Annotated in this window: 15 protein-coding genes and 3 pseudogenes; 4 read left to right on the forward strand and 14 right to left on the reverse strand. The window is 50.6% G+C overall.

The genetic code is table 11. The features are described from left to right. Positions 1–119: 119 nt before the first annotated feature. From B5F07_RS21165 to B5F07_RS21230, 14 genes and pseudogenes are all read right to left on the reverse strand, one after another. Entirely contained in the window at positions 120–1,325 is a 1,206-nt protein-coding gene (locus tag B5F07_RS21165; protein WP_087163184.1) for a HAMP domain-containing sensor histidine kinase, read from the reverse strand. Between the two features lie 56 nt (positions 1,326–1,381). Then, complete coding sequence (locus B5F07_RS21170; protein ID WP_087163195.1) at positions 1,382–2,056, reverse strand: response regulator transcription factor; 675 nt, start codon at positions 2,054–2,056, stop codon at positions 1,382–1,384. A gap of 87 nt (positions 2,057–2,143) precedes the next feature. Next, positions 2,144–2,641, reverse strand: a pseudogene (locus tag B5F07_RS21175) (BRO-N domain-containing protein); the annotation flags it as partial. A gap of 11 nt (positions 2,642–2,652) precedes the next feature. Further along, positions 2,653–3,318 (reverse strand): DUF4317 family protein, encoded by a 666-nt coding sequence (locus B5F07_RS21180; protein WP_087163186.1) that lies wholly within the window; start codon positions 3,316–3,318, stop codon positions 2,653–2,655. A 205-nt stretch (positions 3,319–3,523) separates the two neighbouring features. Next, positions 3,524–6,229 carry an ABC transporter permease gene (locus B5F07_RS21185; RefSeq protein WP_087163187.1) on the reverse strand — a complete coding sequence of 902 codons (2,706 nt, stop codon included), beginning with the start codon at positions 6,227–6,229 and terminating at the stop codon, positions 3,524–3,526. Beyond that, complete coding sequence (locus B5F07_RS21190; RefSeq protein ID WP_087163188.1) at positions 6,226–6,909, reverse strand: ABC transporter ATP-binding protein; 684 nt, start codon at positions 6,907–6,909, stop codon at positions 6,226–6,228. The genes B5F07_RS21185 and B5F07_RS21190 overlap by 4 nt, the downstream gene beginning before the upstream one ends. Positions 6,910–7,044: 135 nt before the next feature. Beyond that, positions 7,045–7,971 carry a sensor histidine kinase gene (locus tag B5F07_RS21195; RefSeq protein ID WP_087163189.1) on the reverse strand — a complete coding sequence of 309 codons (927 nt, stop codon included), beginning with the start codon at positions 7,969–7,971 and terminating at the stop codon, positions 7,045–7,047. After that, a complete protein-coding gene (locus tag B5F07_RS21200; RefSeq protein ID WP_087163196.1) occupies positions 7,964–8,635 on the reverse strand; it encodes a response regulator transcription factor in 672 nt (223 codons plus the stop codon). The genes B5F07_RS21195 and B5F07_RS21200 overlap by 8 nt, the downstream gene beginning before the upstream one ends. A gap of 91 nt (positions 8,636–8,726) precedes the next feature. After that, the gene (locus tag B5F07_RS21205; protein WP_087163190.1) at positions 8,727–9,560 is read right to left on the reverse strand and encodes a PRD domain-containing protein; all 834 of its coding nucleotides are present in this window, start codon (positions 9,558–9,560) and stop codon (positions 8,727–8,729) included. Between the two features lie 116 nt (positions 9,561–9,676). Further along, positions 9,677–11,884 carry a PTS transporter subunit IIABC gene (locus tag B5F07_RS21210; RefSeq protein WP_087163191.1) on the reverse strand — a complete coding sequence of 736 codons (2,208 nt, stop codon included), beginning with the start codon at positions 11,882–11,884 and terminating at the stop codon, positions 9,677–9,679. Positions 11,885–12,184: 300 nt separating this feature from the next. Continuing rightward, positions 12,185–12,976, reverse strand: coding sequence for an ABC transporter permease (locus B5F07_RS21215; protein WP_242972622.1), 792 nt, complete (start codon positions 12,974–12,976; stop codon positions 12,185–12,187). Continuing rightward, positions 12,969–13,847, reverse strand: a complete 879-nt coding sequence (locus B5F07_RS21220) for an ABC transporter ATP-binding protein (RefSeq protein WP_087163192.1) — start codon at positions 13,845–13,847, stop codon at positions 12,969–12,971. The genes B5F07_RS21215 and B5F07_RS21220 overlap by 8 nt, the downstream gene beginning before the upstream one ends. Before the next feature lies 1 nt (position 13,848). Then, positions 13,849–14,853, reverse strand: coding sequence for a hypothetical protein (locus tag B5F07_RS21225; RefSeq protein WP_087163193.1), 1,005 nt, complete (start codon positions 14,851–14,853; stop codon positions 13,849–13,851). Between the two features lie 55 nt (positions 14,854–14,908). Further along, positions 14,909–16,345: pseudogene (locus B5F07_RS21230) on the reverse strand (DUF4368 domain-containing protein); the annotation flags it as partial. A gap of 179 nt (positions 16,346–16,524) precedes the next feature. Between B5F07_RS21230 and B5F07_RS21235 the strand changes: the two are divergent. The 4 genes and pseudogenes from B5F07_RS21235 to B5F07_RS21250 all read left to right on the forward strand — a co-directional run. Beyond that, a complete protein-coding gene (locus tag B5F07_RS21235; RefSeq protein WP_021748559.1) occupies positions 16,525–16,743 on the forward strand; it encodes a hypothetical protein in 219 nt (72 codons plus the stop codon). A gap of 128 nt (positions 16,744–16,871) precedes the next feature. Beyond that, on the forward strand, positions 16,872–17,816 hold the full coding sequence (locus B5F07_RS21240) for a DUF6017 domain-containing protein (RefSeq protein ID WP_021748558.1): 945 nt from the start codon (positions 16,872–16,874) through the stop codon (positions 17,814–17,816). Positions 17,817–17,852: 36 nt separating this feature from the next. Next, positions 17,853–18,326 carry a PcfB family protein gene (locus B5F07_RS21245; RefSeq protein ID WP_006775667.1) on the forward strand — a complete coding sequence of 158 codons (474 nt, stop codon included), beginning with the start codon at positions 17,853–17,855 and terminating at the stop codon, positions 18,324–18,326. Beyond that, positions 18,323–19,279: pseudogene (locus B5F07_RS21250) on the forward strand (type IV secretory system conjugative DNA transfer family protein); the annotation flags it as partial. The gene B5F07_RS21245 and the pseudogene B5F07_RS21250, both read left to right, overlap by 4 nt. Positions 19,280–19,385: the final 106 nt, after the last annotated feature.

Genomic DNA, 19,385 nt, shown 5'->3' on the forward strand with positions numbered 1-19,385 from the left:
CACCTATGCCATTACTGACACCGGCTTGTGGTTCACTACACTTGGCGGTAAATACCCGTGACTGGACTTTCACCAGTAAGATTAGTGCCATGCTCGGCACACAAGGAAAACCGGACCGCTCACGCGATCCGGCGAAATACTGCTGTCACAAGAGCGCCGCCCTCCTCTTCGTTTTCCAGAAGGAGCTGTCCTCCGTGTTTTTCGCAGTAAAGTCTGCTGATATACATGCCCAGTCCGGTATGGTTCAGGCTGTCCTTCATATTCTTCTGGTGAAATGCCCGGGTAACATCTCCTTCTTTTTCCGCAAAGCCGCTTCCATCATCGCTCACGGATACGGAAAGTTCCTCCTCCGAGAACACCACCCGGATGCGGATCTGTTCTCTGGCGTAGCGCAGGGCATTTGACAGAAGATTCTCCATCACTTCGAGGATCACCTCACGGTCGCCCGTGAAAACCGGAACAGATCGTCCGGTCCCGCCGGTACTTTCTCCGGATCGGCCCGCCTGGTCTGTGCTGGTTACCTCAAGAGTCACTGTTTTTCCTGCGCCCAGTATCTCAATCTCCGCACGGATATCTTTCTCAAGCTGTTTTCCGGTAATCTTATCCGCATGCAGTTCCCGGTGTTCCAGACTGTTCATCTTCTGCATGGCACTGATAAAATCATCCATACGGCAGATCTGTTTCATGCTCTCCTTAAGCATCTCCCGGGTCTGCTCCGGGCTGATTGTCCCGTCCGGCAGATAGTCGCAGAGCATTTCCTGATATCCTTTCAGGACGGAAAGAGGAGAGCGGATATCATGGGCGACAGCCGCCCGGAGCGCCCGCTCGTCCTCAATCATTCTCCAGGTCTTCCTGTTGTTCTCCGCAAGCTGTCCTCTCATATGGTCAAACTCGTGGCAAAGCCGCCCCATCTCATCCTTATTCTCATACATGATCCGGAAATCCAGATCGTTTTCGGCGATCCTCCTCGAGGCAAGTTCCAGTTCCTCAATAGGTTCCTTCAGCTTGTTTCTGTAAAAGAGCAGCACCGCCACGCAGCTCCCTGCCACAGATATAATCAGAACGGAATAGGTCTGCATAAAATCACATATTTCTGAAATCGTATGATCCGCCCGGCTCATTTCGGAAGCGGGCGGTCTGACAACGCCAAGCCAGTAGTCTCCGCCCCTGGAGTCTGACTCTGTATATTTCGCCCAGATCTGCTCCTGGATGTCAGAGGCAGTCAGTGTAACAATTGCGGATAGGAGAAAACAAAGTACCAGACTGACAGTCAGGTATAAGATAATTGATTTTCTGACCGAAAGGTTTCTGATTCTGTTTCTCACTGTTTATCCCTCGCTTTTTAGCTGCACACTTTCTTTATTCACTGTTTTCTCTACTTTTACTTTGCCCAGCGGTATCCCATTCCCCAAACCGTCTCAATATATTCCGTCTCCGTATATTCCTTCATCTTCCCGCGGATCCGCCTCACAAGCTCCGTAATCACACGGCTGTCCCCCTCCGCGTCATAACCGCAAACCTTCTCATAGATTCGTTCCCTGTCAAAGACAAGCCCCGGATTCATGGAGAGGAACTCTACGATTCCGTATTCCAGCTTTGTCAGCTCCAGTATATGTCCGCCGATCCGGACAGATTTTGCCGTGTAATCGATGGAGAGTTCTCCGTGGAAACGGTACTCGGTCTTAACCCGGTGCCGCTCTTCCCGTTTCAGATGTGCCGTGATTCTGGCATCCAACTCTTTCAGACTGAACGGCTTCAGAATATAGTCATCTCCACCGGAGAGCAGACCGTTTACCCGGTCTTCCTCCTCCACCCTCGCTGTGAGAAACAGAATCGGACAGGACACCCTGTCACGGATCTGCCTGCATACTTCCAGCCCGTCCGTCCGCGGCATGTTGATATCCAGAAGGATGATGTCCGGATCTTTCTCCGCCATTTTCAGAGCTTCCACGCCGTCCCGTGCTGTGAGGACCGTATATTTTTTCAGTTCAAAAAAAGTCTGCAGCATTTTCAGCAGACCCGTATCGTCATCTGCAATCAGAATGGTGTATGTCATGCCGTCAGTTTGATCCATCCTCTTTATCTCCGTCATTTTTGTCATTCTTTCTCGAAGAGGCAAGCTCGGCAGCTTCTTCGATCATATCAGGATTGCAAAATCCTTTCCCTGCTGTACTCCCCGGTCCCGCCACTCGTCCGTCAGTTCCTTGCGGACCTGGATCGCCTGGAGCCGTTGGTTGATCCACTCACGTGAATAGCCTTTTTTCAGGTAAGTCTCCAGCGCCCGGTTGATCGTGAGTTCCGGATCGATGGTCTCCTCGATGCGTTCGCGGCCAACTTCTGCAAGCCAAAGCTTAAACGGTTCTGCTTTTGTGGATGGAATCGACTGGATGATTCTTAAAAGCTGCTCTGTGTTGGCAACATCTGTTAAACGCATTTTGCCGTCTGGAGCAGACATTTTCAAACGGCTACAATTTGTTGCCGTTTGATTTCCTTCCTTTTTCAGTCGGCTTTTCAGTACGCTCCAATATTTTCGTGGATTAGGGCTCTCCGTCAGAACTGCCACCACGTCAACAACCGAAAAATACCACTCTTCCCGCTCAAAATAAAATCCGGATCTGTCTGCGAGATATATTTGGAGTATTCTACCACACTTTATTTATCTTTCTTCCCCAGCAAAATTTCCATCAGCTCCTCATGCGGATGTCTTTCATCCGCATGATAAATATCAATACAGTTGACCAGCGCGCTGCCATTTGCATATGCGGGAAAAAGGAACCCGCATTCCGGCATACCGGCCTCATAGTCCCCACTGACCGGGCAGACCGCACAGATCAGGTATTCAAAGACATTTTCCGATTCTCCCAGTCTCTCATGGTCTGCGGCTTTGGAAGGGATATCATAGCGGTCGTGAAAAAGAAAGATTCCGTATTCATGGGAAGACCGGTAATTCTCTGCAAACATTTCATAAAAAATATCAAGCAGAGCGTCATTTTCCAACCCAGATACTTTTGCTCCATTCAGAAGCTGCCACATACTCTCCCTGCCCCTTGCATCTTCAGGCACGATATAGCGTTTCAGGCAGCCGTTTGTCTCCGCAAAGGGGATCGCCTTTGCGATCTCCAGATTTTTCATCTTTTCCGGACCGGTAAGTTTCAGGAAGCGGGTGTTGAAAGTCCCGTCCACAAATCCGTCCGGATCAATGTATGCCCCGGCGATCCGGGTTATCGAAGTTCTCTTTATCGTCATGCGCCTGGTAAGGGCAAGCATATCCTCCCTGTCTATTTTCATTTCCTGAACAGCAGATCTTTTTCTCTCCATCTCATGTTCCCCTTCATATTTTCCTGTCTTTTTCTATACCTGACCATAACCATACATTTCTTCCAGATACAGGCACTCTCCCTGTCCCGATTACACGTACCGTCCGGGGCAGGGAGAATATTTACAGTAATTGTACTACGTCCGAAGGGAATACGCAATCTGCAAAATTTCAGAAAATTTTTCATTCCTCTTTTTCATTTTATTCTCAGTTCATTCTCAGCTCGTCAATAATATTCTGTTTCTGTATAATCCGCATTGTATACACCATCGTAATTCCTACCACCACGAACACACATGCCACAGCGATCAGCAGGTATTTCCAGGGTACAATATAACTGATGTCCACGCCTCCCGAGATCACCCGATAAATCAGTACGCTTACGGCCAGAGCGAGAACTACGCCATACATTACAGACCGCAGCCCGTAGAGCAGACATTCATAACACATCATCCGGCGGAATCCTTTTCCCGCCATTCCTACGGACCGGAGCATGGCAAACTCTCTGCGCCTTAACATCAGGTTCGTAGAGATGGTATTGAATACATTCGCCACAGAGATCAGGGATATCAGGATGATAAAGCCGTAAGACAGAACATTTGCCGCCGTCATCAGCTGCCGGCTCTGCTCATAGCTGTCTGCATTGTCAAAGAGATAATCCTCCATTCCATACTCTTTGAGTCCTTCAGAAAGATCCCGGTACACTGCCATATGGTCCGTACACTGTATTCCCAGGCTGTATACTCTTCCCAGTTCGTCATTTCCGGCAAGAAATCTGTCATACCCGCTCTCGCAGGTCAGAAGGGATACTCCAAATATATTTGCATTATAAATAACCCCTTCCGGCATCTTCTCATAAGTTCCCTGGAATACCGCGCTGCAGAGCTGTTCATACAGGATCTTCCCTTCATCTGTGAAGTCTTCGATTTCTACCGGAAGTGTCACTCCGGATTCCGGGAGAAATTCTCTCCGCTCATAGCGCTCTGTCTTTGAATTGAACACACGGATCTTTTCCGGGTAGAGAACAGGAAGTCTGTTCTCTTCCTGCACATTTCCCCCCATACTCTCAAAAAGCTCATCTGGTATAATATATATCTTTGCATCCACCAGAAGATCTCCGTCTTCCGAGGAATATACGATATAATAATCATCCAGGGATCCGCTGCTCCCGATTCCTGAGTCTTTCATATCGATCTGCAGCCACCTGCCCGTAGTACTGTACCGCTGCATAAAAATCACTTTGTCATTCTCTTCTGCCAGCTCTTCCGTCTTTCCCAGTACATCCTGCCAGATGTCTTCATCCCCCTCATTCACCTGGCAGACAATCTGCACATCCGGCATCTCCAGGACAAAATTTCCTGTCCCTATCAGATACTCTCCGAATACGGATACCGACACGAAGAGCACGATACTCATCGTAAGGGACGCCACGGTACTGCGGTATTTCTTCCTGTCCCGCTTATAGTTCTTCCGGGCAAGCATCCCCTCCAGACCAAACAGGCGGTAGAACAGTCCTGTCGTCTTTGTCTTTACATCCTTCCCACGGATCCGGATATCTTTTTCCGAACGGATGGCGTCGATGGGCGATATCTTCCGCACTCTCCGGCAGGGAATCCACACAGAGATCATGACCGTGGCAAACGCCGTCAGCACTGCGGCAGCCACAGAAATCCAGGAAACCTGAAGCGGCACATCCATTGCTTCGCCGTGAATCCATCTGGTAATTCCGCTTCCGATAAAATGCAGGGTAATGCCAATGCCTGCGATCCCTGAGATACAGCCCGCCGGAATCCCCACCAGACTCACAAACAGCGCTTCGCTTAGCATGGATCTCTCCAACTGCTTCTTTGTAGCTCCGACGGAGGCCAGGAGACCGAACTGCACCGTCCTTTCTCTCAGAGAGATGGAAAATGCATTGTAGATCAGGGAAATTGCTCCTGCCATAATAATCCCCGTAACGATCAGACTCAGGCCGGTGATGATCCCGGTCAGGTTATCGTTGTCCGCCACGCCGAACCACCGGAGCAGCGCCTCGTTCGTTGAGGCTCTGTCGCACTCTATAGTATTCATGTAATCGTAAATATCAGACGGCTTCACAGTCCGCAGATAGACGTCGTGGTACATGGATCGTGTTCCGGTCTCTGAAATCATCTCATCCGGTGCATCGCCGCCCGGATTTTCCTCGTCTGAACTGCCGGCATCCGTCACTGCAGCGTCCGGATCTTCTGCAGCTCCGGCATACACATCATACCCCGCAGCGCCGTAATGCATGTTCGAGTTCATGGAGAACACACCAACCACAGTAAAGTTCATGGGCCTTACATTTTCCAGCGTTTCTTCCGACAGATCATATTCTGCCGCATAAGCCCCGCCCATATATCCTTCGAAGCTGGTCAGCCGCTCTCCCTCCCAGATCCGCTCTCCCACTTCCAGTTCCAGGACGTCCCCCACCCGGGTGATCCGATCCTGATCCTCATTCGCCTGCTGATATTCCGAGATGATCACTTCATGCTCATTTTCCGGGAGCCTGCCCTCTGTCAGCGTCACCGGAAATATATCCCAGATGTCATCAGAAAGGCTCTGGATATAAAGATATGGTTTCTCTTCATCCGTAAGGCGGTCATAACGGGCATATCCCAGGATATCCGTTGCCACAGCCATCTCCACACGACTGTCATCCCTGATCCGTTCATATTCCTTGTCGCTGACATATTCCGCCGCACCAAACCAGTAACCGTCGTGTTCGATGCTGTAATTTTTCAGAAAAGACCACATACTCTGTCCGAAAGTAGTGACTGCCGTGATCATGGCGGCAGAAAGGATCACGCCGATCACGGTTACTACCGTGCGCATCCGGTTCTGCCGCATGGTCCGGAATGTGATCTTTGAAAAAATATCCGTAAAATATCTCATCGGCGGATCACCTCGTCTCTCACGATCCGCCCGTCTTCCAGAGACAGGATCCGGTCCGCCTGCAGGGCGATATTCTCATCATGGGTGATCACAAGCATAGTCTGATTATACTTCTCGTTGGAATACCGCAGAAGCTGCATGATCTCCCGGCTGTTCTTTGTATCCAGATTTCCTGTGGGCTCGTCCGCAAGGAGGATGGCAGGAGCGTTCATCAGCGCCCTTCCGATGGATACTCTCTGCTGCTGCCCGCCGGAGAGCTGGTTCGGCAGATGTCCTTCCCGGCGCTTTAACCCAAGGACCGAGATCAGCTCTTCCAGGCGCTCTTCATTCACCTCTCTTCCGTCCATCAGCACCGGAAGAGTGATATTCTCCCGCACCGTCAGCACCGGAATCAGGTTGTAGAACTGATAGATCAGCCCCACCTGTCTCCTGCGGAAAATGGCAAGCGCCTCCTCATCCTGCGCATACACATCCGTGCCGTCCACATACACTTTCCCTGAAGTAGGTCTGTCCACTCCGCCGATCAGATGCAGCAGCGTGGATTTTCCGGAACCGGAAGAACCGACGATGGCAGTAAACTCCCCTTGCCTCACAGTAAAAGAGACGTTGTCCAGAGCCCGGACCTCCCCCGCTCCTTTGCCGTATACCTTTGTAAGATCTTCCACTTTTAATATGTCCATACATACCTCCTGAAACACCGTCTTCTGCGGTATTTTTTCTCCTTTTACCCTCTCCTGCGGAGGATATGCATTTATCTTAGCAAAGCGCGGTGACACCCCGATGACTCTGAAATGACATTTCTGTCACATATTCCCTTACACCGTCTGCTTATAGAACCTTACCCTGAAGCAGCTTCCGCCCTCCTTCCGGTTCTCCGCACGGATCACGCCGTTCTGGCGGGTCATGATCGCCTGGGCGAGGGCAAGCCCGATGCCGAAACCGGAGTTTCCCGCATTTTTTCCCTTGTAAAACCGCTCAAACAGATGGGGCAGATCTTCCGGCGCGATTCCCGGTCCGTTATCACAGACTGCAATCTCGGCGTAGAGCGGATTGTCCGTACATGAAATCTCAAGCAAGCCTCCAACCGGGATATATTCCAGACAGTTTTTAATCACATTCTGTACCGCCTCCATGGTCCACTGCTCATCTGCCTCAAGCACCATATTTTCCGCACCCTTAACCGTGCATTTCTGCTCCCGGATCTCCATCTGGATCTCAAAAGGTTCCAGGGTCTTTTTCAGGAATTCCGTCATCGGAATACTCCGCTTCTCCAGACGGACTGCCCCGGCATCCAGTTTGGACATTTTCAGCAGGGCGGTGATCAGCCACTCAATGCGCTCCAGCATCCGGTTCATCTCCCGCAGCATTTTCTTTCTCTGTGCCGGGTCATCCCCCTCCTGCATCATCCTTGCCGTCATCAGGTTCAGCGTAGTAAGAGGTGTCCTTATCTGATGGGAGATATCTGCCAGAGAATCCGCAAGTGCTTCTTTATCACCTGCCAGACGCTCCGACTGCTCCCTGAGGCGTACTGTCATCTTATATATCTCGTCCCGGAGAATGGCGATTTCACCTTCCTGATAACTGCTCAGGATAATTTCCCCGCCGCCGTGAAGGATCCGGTCCATCTCACTGCCGAGCCTGCGCAGGGATTTCCGGTAGCGATGCATCTGAAACAGATAAAGCCCGCCGAGGAGCAGCGCCACTCCTGCGGCAGGCAGAATATAGTAAAATATCTCATTCACCGAGCCTGTACCCCATCCCCCTCACCGTGAGGATGATCTCCGGTTTCTGAGGGTCTTTCTCTATTTTTTCCCTGAGACGTTTGATATAAACGGTAAGGGTATTATCATTTACAAAATCTCCCGCCGCGTCCCAGATCTCGTCCAGGAGCATGGAGCGGGTGAGCACCATTCCCCTGTGATTGAGGAACACAAGCAGGAGACGGTACTCCAGAGCCGAGAGAAAGATTTCCTGTTCCTCCCGGGTTACGATTCCCTTTTCCGTATCAATCCGGATTCCGCCGATCTCCACCGCCGCCTGGTTCTTTCCCGCCCGCCTTAAAACCGAACGCATCCTGGATACCAGTTCCCTCGGGCGGAAAGGTTTGCTGATGTAGTCGTCTGCCCCCATATCCAGACCTGTAACTACGCTGAACTCATCCCCCAGTGCCGTCAGGAAAATTACCGGAAGGTCATACTGGGCTTTTACCGCAGTACATACGCTGAATCCGTTTCCTTCTTTCAGAGTCACATCCAGAAGCATGAGATCAAAAGCCTCCTCCTCCAGAAGATTCATTGTCTCTCTCTGGGTACTGACCGCTTTCACCAAATATCCCTCTTTGCTTAAAAATTCCGTAAGGTTTTCCACAATCTGCTCATCGTCTTCCACAAAAAGCACTCTTGCTATAAAATTCATACTTCCGTCCTGCCCTTCTGCTTTGCTGCAATCTTCATTTCAGCCTTTGTCCTGTCTCCGGTTCGCTCCCATGTACGACCGCTCACTGCGTCTCCGGCGCGATCACTCTCTGAATGTGAATAGCCAGAAATCCGATCTCTTCCTTCGCCACCGGCTTCTTCAGCTCTTTCTCCATAAACCGGCACACTTTTTCCGCCGCTTCCCCTGTCCGCGGATAACTGGCAAAGATAAAATCGTTGAAATCCACATTCGTAGACTCCCCTCTTCTCGTCCTGGCAGCCATGTAATAAAGATGGCTCATCAGCCGGGTGCATGCCAGAGAATCTGCCGGGAACTTCTGCCCGAACTCCTCCTCGATCATGGAGATTCCCTGATTAATAATCCTTGTCGTGTCAAGAGCCTCGGACACCTGCTCGTCCGACCGCCCTGCATGGATATGGAGGGTGATGAATCCCACTTCGTCATCCGAGATCTCTGCGCCGGTCATCTCCCGGATAATTTCACGTCCCCGGAGCGCGGCCTCATACTCCTTTCCGAAAAGCACCCGGATATCCGGGGTAAACGGATTGGGCATCTGCCGGTTCTCCAGGGCGCGTTTTGCCGCAAGGGCAATATGGTCTGCCATGGGGAGAAGGATCTCATGGCTGACTGTACCGAATATTTTCTCCGCCTCCTCAATAATCCTGCCGGCGATCTCAATATACACCGGGCTGATTCCGTTTACAGCCTGAAGAACCGACTGCTTTTTCTCCCTGGTCACCAGAGCATAGACTTTCGCCCCGGGGATCTCACCGATCTTCTCCGTGGGCTTTTTGCCGAAGCCGATCCCTTTTCCAAGAAGAATCTGCTCCTTCCCCGTCTCTAACTGATATGCCAGTATGCTGTTGTTGTTCAGCACTTTTATAATTCGATACATGAAATTCCCCCTTCTCCTGTCCGTGCTCCCGCAGAAAGTATAACGCTCAGGGAGTACACCTCTCAAAAATAATCGGATGGAAAGCCCCCAGACACTGCCTCCCATCCGATCTCATTTTACAGATTCAGACTTATAATCTCAGCCGTCTCATCAAGTTCTGCGACCTCTCCCGCTTTCTTAAGCCGGATCTCTTCGCCTTCCTGAAGGCTGGTAAATACAATAATGACCTCATCGGATTTCGCGTGTTCTCTGATATATTCTATATCAAAACCTATCAGTCTGTCACCCTTTTTTACACGATCTCCGTCTTTTACAAATGCCTCGAATCCCTCACCGTTCAGATTCACCGTATCCACACCGATATGGATCAGATATTCTGTGCCGTCGTCACTTTGCAGCCCCACCGCATGCTTCGACGGGAACACAAATGACACTGTCGCATCTTCCGGGGCGCAGACCATTCCCTCCCGGGGCTTCACAATATAGCCGTCCCCCATCATCTTTCCGGCAAATGCCTCGTCGGAAGCCTCTGTAATCGGAGCTGACGTTCCGCTCACCGGTGAGCAGAGAACCTTTTTCACAGCCGCACTTCCTGCAGGAGCAGCGGTACTGGAATTCTCTCCTTCTTTTCCCGGGGCTTCCTCCGTTCCGGATGCGCCTGCGCTGCTATCTTCCGCAATATATTCCTCATTCGGCGCAGTCTCCAGATAATCTTCCAGATTGGACTTGATCACTGACACAGACGGTCCGTAGATAATCTGGATTCCCTTTCCTTTATGGATGATGCCCGATGGAGATGTGGCTTTCAGGATTCCCTCGTTTACGAGTTCCGGCTTCACCACCGTGCAGCGCAGCCTTGTGGCACAGCAGTCCACATCAGAAATATTCTTCTTTCCGCCAAGCCCCTGTGTAATCAGAACGCTCTTCTCATCACCGCTGCCTGCTGCCGCTCCCTCAGTTCCTGCTTTTCCTTCTCCCTGTTTCGCAAGGTAATCCGCTTTTGTGAACAGTTTTGTCTCACTGTCGTCATCCTCACGTCCCGGAGTCTTCAGATTCAGCTTCCTGATCAGGACAGTAAAGATCACATAGTACAGAATGAAGTAAATAATTCCCACCGGAATAACAAGTATCCAGCTCGTCTTTTCATTTCCCTGGAGGATTCCGAAAAGGAAGAAGTCCAGAAGTCCGCCGGAAAATGTCAGTCCCACCGCAATATTCAGAATGTGGGCGATCATGTAAGCCGCACCTGCCAGAATAACCTGAACTACGAACAGGATCGGCGCAACAAACAGGAAGGAAAATTCCAGCGGCTCTGTGATGCCTGTCAGCATACATGCCAGCGCTGCTGAAAGGAGAAGTCCGCCCGCCTGTTTCTTCTTCTCCGGTTTCGCGCAGCGGTACATGGCAAGGGCCGCACCCGGAAGTCCGAAGATCATGAAAATAAATTCGCCGGAGAAATATCTCGTTGCATCTGCACTGAAGTGAACTGTCGTCGGATCCGCAAGCTGCGCAAAGAAAATATTCTGTCCGCCTTCCACGATCTGCCCTGCCACTTCCATGGTTCCGCCCACTGCAGTCTGCCAGAACGGAAGATAAAATACGTGGTGCAGACCGAAGGGAATCAGCGCCCGTTTGATGATTCCGAAAATCAGTGTCCCGATGTAGCCTGTGCCCGTGACAAGTCCGCCCAGTGCATAGATGCCGTTCTGCACAACCGGCCAGATAAAGTACATCAGAATTCCCACACCTACATAAGTGATCGTGGAAATGATCGGCACAAACCGGGAGCCGCCGAAGAATGACAGCGCGTTCGGGAGCTGGATTTTGTAGAAACGATTGTGAAGTGCTGCAACGCCAAGACCGACGATAATACCGCCGAACACACCCATCTGCAGGGTCTGGATGCCACATACATTAACAATCGTTCCGCTTAACACATCAGCTGCAACGCTTCCGTCTTCGAGGATCTCTCCCTGAACAAGCAGCATGCCGCTTATGGTGGCATTCATCACCAGAAATGATATCATTGCTGCCAGTGCCGCAACTTCTTTCTCCTTCTTTGCCATGCCGATGGCAACTCCCACAGCAAAGATAATCGGCAGGTTGTCAAATATAATATTTCCCGCCTTGCTCATGATCGTCAGGAGCGCGTGAAGCACGGTTCCGTCTCCGAGAATTGCCTGCAGACCGTAAGTCTGGATTGTGGTGGCATTGGTAAATGAACTTCCGATTCCGAGCAGCAGTCCTGCCACCGGAAGGATTGCGATCGGGAGCATGAAACTGCGCCCTACTCTCTGCAGTACGCCAAAAATTTTGTCTTTCATAGTCTTCTTCCTCCTTCTGGAAACTCTCCTGCAAATACTGTCCCGCTGTGCGCCACCTCAATTCTGCTCCGCTTCATCCCGTTTGAGGTCTTTCCCGCATAGAAAAAGGCATAAACTAAATCTTTTTAATCTGTGGGCGTCACAGATTGGAAAGAAATAGTTTATGCCTGCATAACCAGTAACACACTACTTTGTATTTGCTTTGTACCAAAAGTATAAACAAAAAAGAGGCAGATAGTCAATCCGCAAAAATCACCTAAAATCTGATATCGAAACTGTGCATAATGCCGATTCTGTCTCTTACATCAACAGCATCTCACAGTTGAACTTTTCCGCCGCTTTCCGGATCAGCACCCATGCCAGAAGGGCGCACACCAGACCGATCCCGAGCATGATCCGGATATCAAGCAGAAGCACGCCGGTAAACTGTCCCACCACGAGCAGAAGCACCGGCATTATTAGGAACACCGCCCCCTGCTGCGACTCCTCCACGCTCTGTGCCTTTGCCGATCCTCTCACGATCACCGTCACAGCGATCAGCGAAACTGCGGGAGACAGGAGCAGGAGCACTGCGATCCAGTTTGCCCCCGGCAGCATGATCCATCCCATCAGAATGAAGAGTTCCCCTTCCAGCACAACAGCCATCAGCAGAAAAGATCCCAGGGAAACCGCCATGCTCAGAAGGAAAGACGCCAGTACTTTTGCCTGAAAGATCTGTCTTACGGACAGCGGACAGTAGAGCAGCGTCTCAAGGGTACTCTTTTCCTTCTCCCCCACAAAGGAGCTTGCCGCCGTGACGGAGGACGCCATAATCGGAATCATCAGGAAAAATGCCGGGAAAACATAGTTCATGATCAGCTGCAGTGCCGTCCGTTCCAGGCTTTCTGCCTGCATGGCTTCCGGCAGCATTTCCACCAGCTTATAGATATCCGGGTCATCCGGCACCGCATATATGGTTCCAACAAATATGGACGGCAGAAGAACCGCCAGGATCACAGGCACGCACAGAAGCGCTGCAAACAGCCTGCGGTTTGCCGACAGCATGCGCAAATCTTTTCTGATTATGGCAGCCATTTTCTTTCTGTCATTCATCCTGCTTTTTCCCTCCTTCCGTCAGAGCGAAATAAATCTCTTCCAGAGTCGGAACTTCCTCCTCCACAGCATACACGTCTTTTCCGCTCTCCACCATCTGCTTCACGATCCCGGGAATATCCTTCTCAGAGCGGATGGACAGACGCATGGTCTCCTGCCCTGTACGGATACGCACACTGCTTTCCGTAAATGCCTTCCCTCTCAGCTCCTCCAGTGTCCCTTCCGCCAGAAGCCTTCCCTCTTCGATCAACCCGTATCTGGTGCAGATCTCCTGGGCATAGCGGAGCTGATGGGTGCAGAGGAACACAGCAATCCCTTCCTTTTCTGCCAGAGAGCGGATCATCCGGTTGACATTCTGTGCGCTCTCCGGATCGAGCCCCGACGTGGGCTCATCGAGGAAAAGCACCCGGGGATGATGGAGGAGAGCCCTTGCCAGCGAAAGCCTCTGCCGCATCCCGGTGGAATATGCCGACAGTTTCCGTTCCGCCGCCTCCGTAAGTTCCATCTGTTCCAGAAGCTCCCGGGCGCGCCTTTTCCCTTCCTCCCCGGATATCCCGAAGACTTCCGCATAGAAAATAAGATTATCCTGTCCGCTCATGGCGTCGTACATCCTGGCATGCTCCGTGACAATGCCTGAAATCATGTGAACCTTTTCCGGCTCTTTTACCGGATCGTATCCGAACACCCTGCAGCCCCCTTCTGTGGGCTTAAGTATCCCGTTTAACATTTTCACCGTGGACGTCTTCCCCGCGCCGTTCGGACCGAGGAAGCCAAAGACCTCGCCCGGCGCAAGGGAAAGGCTGACAGACTGAACAGCACGCTTTCCGCCCGGATAAGTTTTTGAAAGATTGTCAAGTACAACAGCCTCCATCTTAATTTTCCTCCTGCTTCATTTTCCTGCTGCCGGATTTTTCTTCATTTTCTCTGAGTCTTTTTACCAGCCTCCGGAAACGGGGATTCTCCGCATATGCCTGAAAAGCCGGGTTACCCGTGACCGCATCCGTCATGCTGTGGCGGATCACCGCCTCATCTCTGGGCGGATACTCCCCCGTATCCAGTGACTCATCGATCCACTCCTCCAGACGGTTGAAATATGCATCCCCGCGGAGGCGGAGAGGATAAATGCCGCCTGCTGCCAGCTCTGTGTATTTTTCCAGATTTTCCAGAGCTTTTTCCTGCTCTCCAAGAAGAGCCCATCCCTGTGCCATGGCGATGTATGCGGTGAGGACCTGCCCGGGATGAAGATGTTTCAGCTCAAAGGTAAAGATCATCTGCTCCACACGCCTGCATGTCTCTGCGAATGTCTCCGGAGCATCGGTACACAGCCCCATGTAAGATACATGCAGATTCAGAAGCGCCACAATATTCTTGTACATTCCAGCCTGCAGAACTTTTTCCGCTTCTTTTCTGTTCCCGGTCATCTGGTATGCCGATGCCAGAAGAGGTTCGGGTGAAGAGGTAAACGGTTCCAGCCTTTCCAGAAGCTCCGGTACTTTCTCCGGCTCTGAGAGAATCAGACAGCAGTATGCCTCCATCTGCAGTGCTTCCCTTGCCAGAACCGGATCATCCCCGCTGTCCCGGACGCGCCGGAAAAGCCCGCGCGCTTTCCGGATAATTTCCAGAGAGCGTTCCTGACTGTCCGCCATCATATAGTGATTCAGAAAAAGAGCGGCGATTTCAAACAAAAGGGGATAACAGGAATAATATTTCTTTACGATCTCCGTGCACTCTTCCATCACAGTCTCGAAGGGCCTCTCGGCAAATTCTGCGGAAAGCCTGCGGTACAGTCTGCGGATATCTGCCGTTTCCATCTGCGGTTCATATCCGATCAGCTCATCGATGCTCATATCAAAATAAGAAGCAAGTCTGGGCAGCATAAAGATGTCCGGATAAGATGTGCCGGTATCACATAGTTAAAGATATTGGTATCATTCAATCAATTTTGCCGATAAAGCGGTAGAAGATTTCTACCTCCTGTTCCCGGCTTCCGTCCTCACCTTTGACCGCTTCATGGACAACGATTTTTTCAATCAGCATATTCAAAAGTTCGGCGGTCAGTTCTGTTGGATTGACGCACTCTTTCATCAAGGCAATCCATTTTTCTGCGTCTACGGCGTTCTGGCTTTCAGTGGCGATAGCGGATTGAAGCTGTTCAATCTTTTCGTCCAGTTCAGCCTGTTCGCTTTGGTACTTCCCGGACAGCATAGAGAAGTTGTATTCCGTGATACGCCCCGCCGCCCAGTCCTCATACATCCGGGCAAACAAAGTATCGACTTCGGCTTTTCGCTTCTCTGCCTTTTTCAGTTCTGCGGCCTGCTTCTTTCTTGCGGCAGCCTGTCCCTTATCAGTGGCATTTAACAGCTGCTTCAAGAGCCGTTCTTCATCATGCTGTACCAGCCCCGACCAGTATTGCAGACGGGAGAGGACATAGGCATAAAGCACATCATAACGGATATAGTGCATGGAGCATTGGCGTGTGCCCTGCCCGTACTTGCTACAATGATAATGGCCGTAAGGCTTGCTGTTCTGCCTGTTCTCCCCATAGGACAGCGACCAGCCGCAATCCGCACATTTTACCAATCCGGAAAAAATCTGCGTTGTACCATCCTTGCACTTCCTGCGGCGGTTTGCTATCTGCTCCTGTACCTGCCGGAAAACCTGCTCGCTGATAATCGGCTCCTGCGTGTTCTCCACCCGCACCCATTCACTTTGGGGCTTGCGTACCCTCCGCTTGTTCTTAAAGGAAATGTTCGTTTCCCGGTAATGAATGGTATGGCCGATATAGGTTTCGTCTTTCATAATGCTCTTGACCTGGGCTATCGTCCATGCGTAGCTTTTTTCCTCCGGCGCACCCGCATAGATGTTTGCAAAAGTCCCGTCACGCTGGAAGTTGATAAATCCCGGTGTGGGAACCTTTTCCGCAATCAGTATTCTTGTGATACTGGCCGCCCCTCTGCCATGAATAGCAAGGTCAAAAATCTTCTCCACTATCCAGCGGGTTTCCTCGTCGATTATCAGCTTGTTTTTGATTTCCGGGTGTTTCCTGTACCCGATGGGAGCATAGGCGCCGATACGCTGTCCTGTGGCAAACTTTGCTTTGAAAGCGGCCTTTACCTTGCGGCTTGTATCTTTCGCAAACCATTCATTGAACAGGTTTTTGAACGGGACAAAATCGGAAAGCCCTTTCTCTGTGTCCTCATTCTCCGCAACGGCGATGTAGCGAACCCGTTTCTCCGGGAACAGAAATTCCAGATAGTAGTCCATCATCACATGTTCCCGCCCGAAACGGGACAGGTCTTTCGTGACAATGCAGTTTACTTTTCCGGCTTCCATATCGTCCATCATGCGCTGAAAATCCGGCCGTTCAAATAATGAGGTGTGATAGCGATAGCGGCAAAAAGCTAATAAAATCAATGGTTTTGCGGACAGCGGATAGACAGGGAATGTGTTAAAAACTGAATACGCACACAAGCGGCGTTACCTTAACCCCTTTTGGGGAGAAAGTAACGCCGTTTTTTTATGCCCGCAGGAAAGGAGGCGCAGCCGGAATGTATTTCACAAAGGGCAAGCAGCGGGCGTTTGAACTGATCATGCAGCAGAAGCCGGGATTTGACCGCTATCAATCCGGTTGTGCCGGAGATGATGAAGATTGCGGTACTTGCCGTTTCTACCGCCCACAATGGAAATATGAGTTTTGCGTTTTCAAAGAGTGTCCCTATTGCCCCGGCAAAAGGACGCGGAAAACGCACGCCAGCATGGACAAATAGACGGGCAAAAGCCCTTGTGCCATGCGGCTTTGCAGACGCGAAAACGGCAAAGGGCATATTGCAATACCAAAACAGCCGAAAACGGCTTTCTAATTGTCCACGCATACCAAGAGAGGAAGTGAGGAAATATGGCAGTTTTCAGAGTGGAGCGAAATACGGGATATACCGTTATGAGCAACCACCACTTGCGAAACAAGGAATTGTCCTTAAAGGCAAAGGGCTTGTTGTCGCAAATGCTTTCGCTGCCCGAAGATTGGGATTATACCCTTGCGGGCTTATCCCATATCAACCGGGAGAAGATCGACGCAATCCGCGAAGCGGTAAAGGAACTCGAAAAAGCCGGATATATCGTGCGCAGCCGGGAGCGCGACGAAAAGGGACGCTTGCGGGGCGCAGATTACGTCATATACGAGCAGCCGCAGCCGCGAGAGCCGGAAGCAGCTACCAGCGGCGGACAGCCGCCTATATTGGATTTACCTACATTGGAAAATCCAACATTGGATAATCCAACGTTGGAAAAACCTACGCAGGAAAAACCTACGTTGGAAAATCCAACGCAATTAAATAAAGATATATCAAGTAAAGAACAATCAATTACTGATCTATCAAGTACCCATTCCATTCCTTTCCATTCCCTAAATCCCTTGCCTTATGAGCAGGACGAAGCGGCTGCGCCGCCGGAAAGGAAAAGAACGGAAGCGAAAACAAACAGTGCAATAGAGATTTATCGGGAAATCATCAAAGAAAACATCGACTATGACATTCTCATTCAAGACCCCAAAATGGATAAAGACCGTTTGGACGAGATTGTAGAAATCATGCTGGAAACCGTCTGCACAGCCCGAAAGACAATCCGTATCGCCGGGGACGACTACCCCGCCGAACTTGTCAAATCAAAGTTTATGAAGCTGAACAGCAGCCACGTTGAGTTTGTTTTGGACTGCATGAGGGAGAACACAACCAAAATCCGCAACATCAAGCAGTATCTAAAAGCGGTGCTGTTCAACGCGCCGAGTACCATTGACAGCTACTATACCGCCCTTGTCAATCACGACTTTTACGGCAGCAAATGAGCATAGCCGCAGTTTACCGGGAAAGGAGTTGATACCTTGCAGGAGGAAGTAACCCAAAAAACGATTGCCCTATCCGTCAACGTGGGAAAAGGCGCGGCAAGGCTTACCGAACAGGCGTTACAGAAAGCAATCAAGAAGTTTTTGGAGCAGAAAAGCAAAGCACCGCATGGGAAACAGACCATGCGGCAGCTTATGAAGCAAAATGCGGGGGTTTCCAACATCGAGATCACCGACAGCAATATCAAAGCCTTTGAGAGTACCGCGAAGAAATACAACATAGATTTTTCGCTGAAAAAGGTTAAGGGCGAACAGACCCGTTACCTTGTGTTTTTCAAAGGCAGGGACGCGGACGTTATGACCGCAGCGTTTCAAGAGTTTTCCGCAAAGAAGCTGAACAGGGATAAAAAGCCCTCTATCCGCAAAGCCCTTGCCGCAGCAAAGGACAAGGCGAAGCAGCTTAACGCCGCCCGCGACAAGGTAAAGAAAATAGACAGGGGGCGCGAGATATGAAGCAGATAAACTACAAAAAGCTGATAATCCCGAATATCCCGTATGTGTTCTTTGTCTATCTCTTTGATAAGGTGGGACAGGCGGTGCGGCTTGCCCCCGGCGCGGATATTTCCGAAAAGATACTCAATATCACACAGGGATTTTCCGAAGCGTTTTCAAATGCCTTGCCGAGCGTTCACCCGTTGGATTTGCTTATTGGCATTGTGGGCGCGGTGGTTATCCGTCTGATTGTCTATTTCAAAGGGAAAAATGCCCGCAAATACCGCAAGGGCGCAGAATACGGCAGCGCACGTTGGGGCAACGCCGAAGATATAAAGCCCTATATCGACCCGGATTTTCAGAACAACATCATTTTGACGCAGACCGAACGCCTTACCATGAACAGCCGCCCGAAGCAGCCGAAATACGCGAGAAATAAAAACGTCGTGGTGATCGGCGGCAGCGGCAGCGGCAAGACAAGGTTTTTCGTAAAGCCTAATTTAATGCAGCTTCATTCTTCCTACGTCTTGACCGACCCGAAAGGCACCGTCCTAATCGAGTGCGGAAAGCTGCTGCAACGGGCAGGCTACCGCATTAAGGTACTGAACACGATAAACTTTCGGAAAAGTATGCACTATAACCCCTTTGTCTATATCCGCAGCGAAAAGGACGTGTTAAAGGTTGTCAATACCCTTATCGTCAATACCAAAGGCGAGGGAGAAAAGAGCGCGGAAGATTTTTGGGTGAAAGCCGAGAGGTTACTATATTGCGCGTTGATCGGCTACATTTGGTATGAAGCCCCCGCCGAGGAAATGAACTTTACAACGCTGCTTGAACTTATCAATGCAAGCGAAGCACGCGAGGACGACGAGGAATACCAAAGCCCCGTTGATCTGCTCTTTGCCGATTTGGAAGAACGCAGCCCCGACCATTTCGCGGTAAAGCAATATAAAAAATACAAATTGGCGGCGGGAGATGTATGCTCTAAGTGACTTCTTAATCATGGTTTTTGTCATGGTTAGTGAAGCAGTCACTTAGAGCATTTTCATTTCAGGAGGTACAGCCATGAGAAACGAGAAA

This window comes from Lachnoclostridium sp. An169 (assembly GCF_002160525.1).
Taxonomy (GTDB): domain Bacteria; phylum Bacillota; class Clostridia; order Lachnospirales; family Lachnospiraceae; genus Mediterraneibacter; species Mediterraneibacter cottocaccae.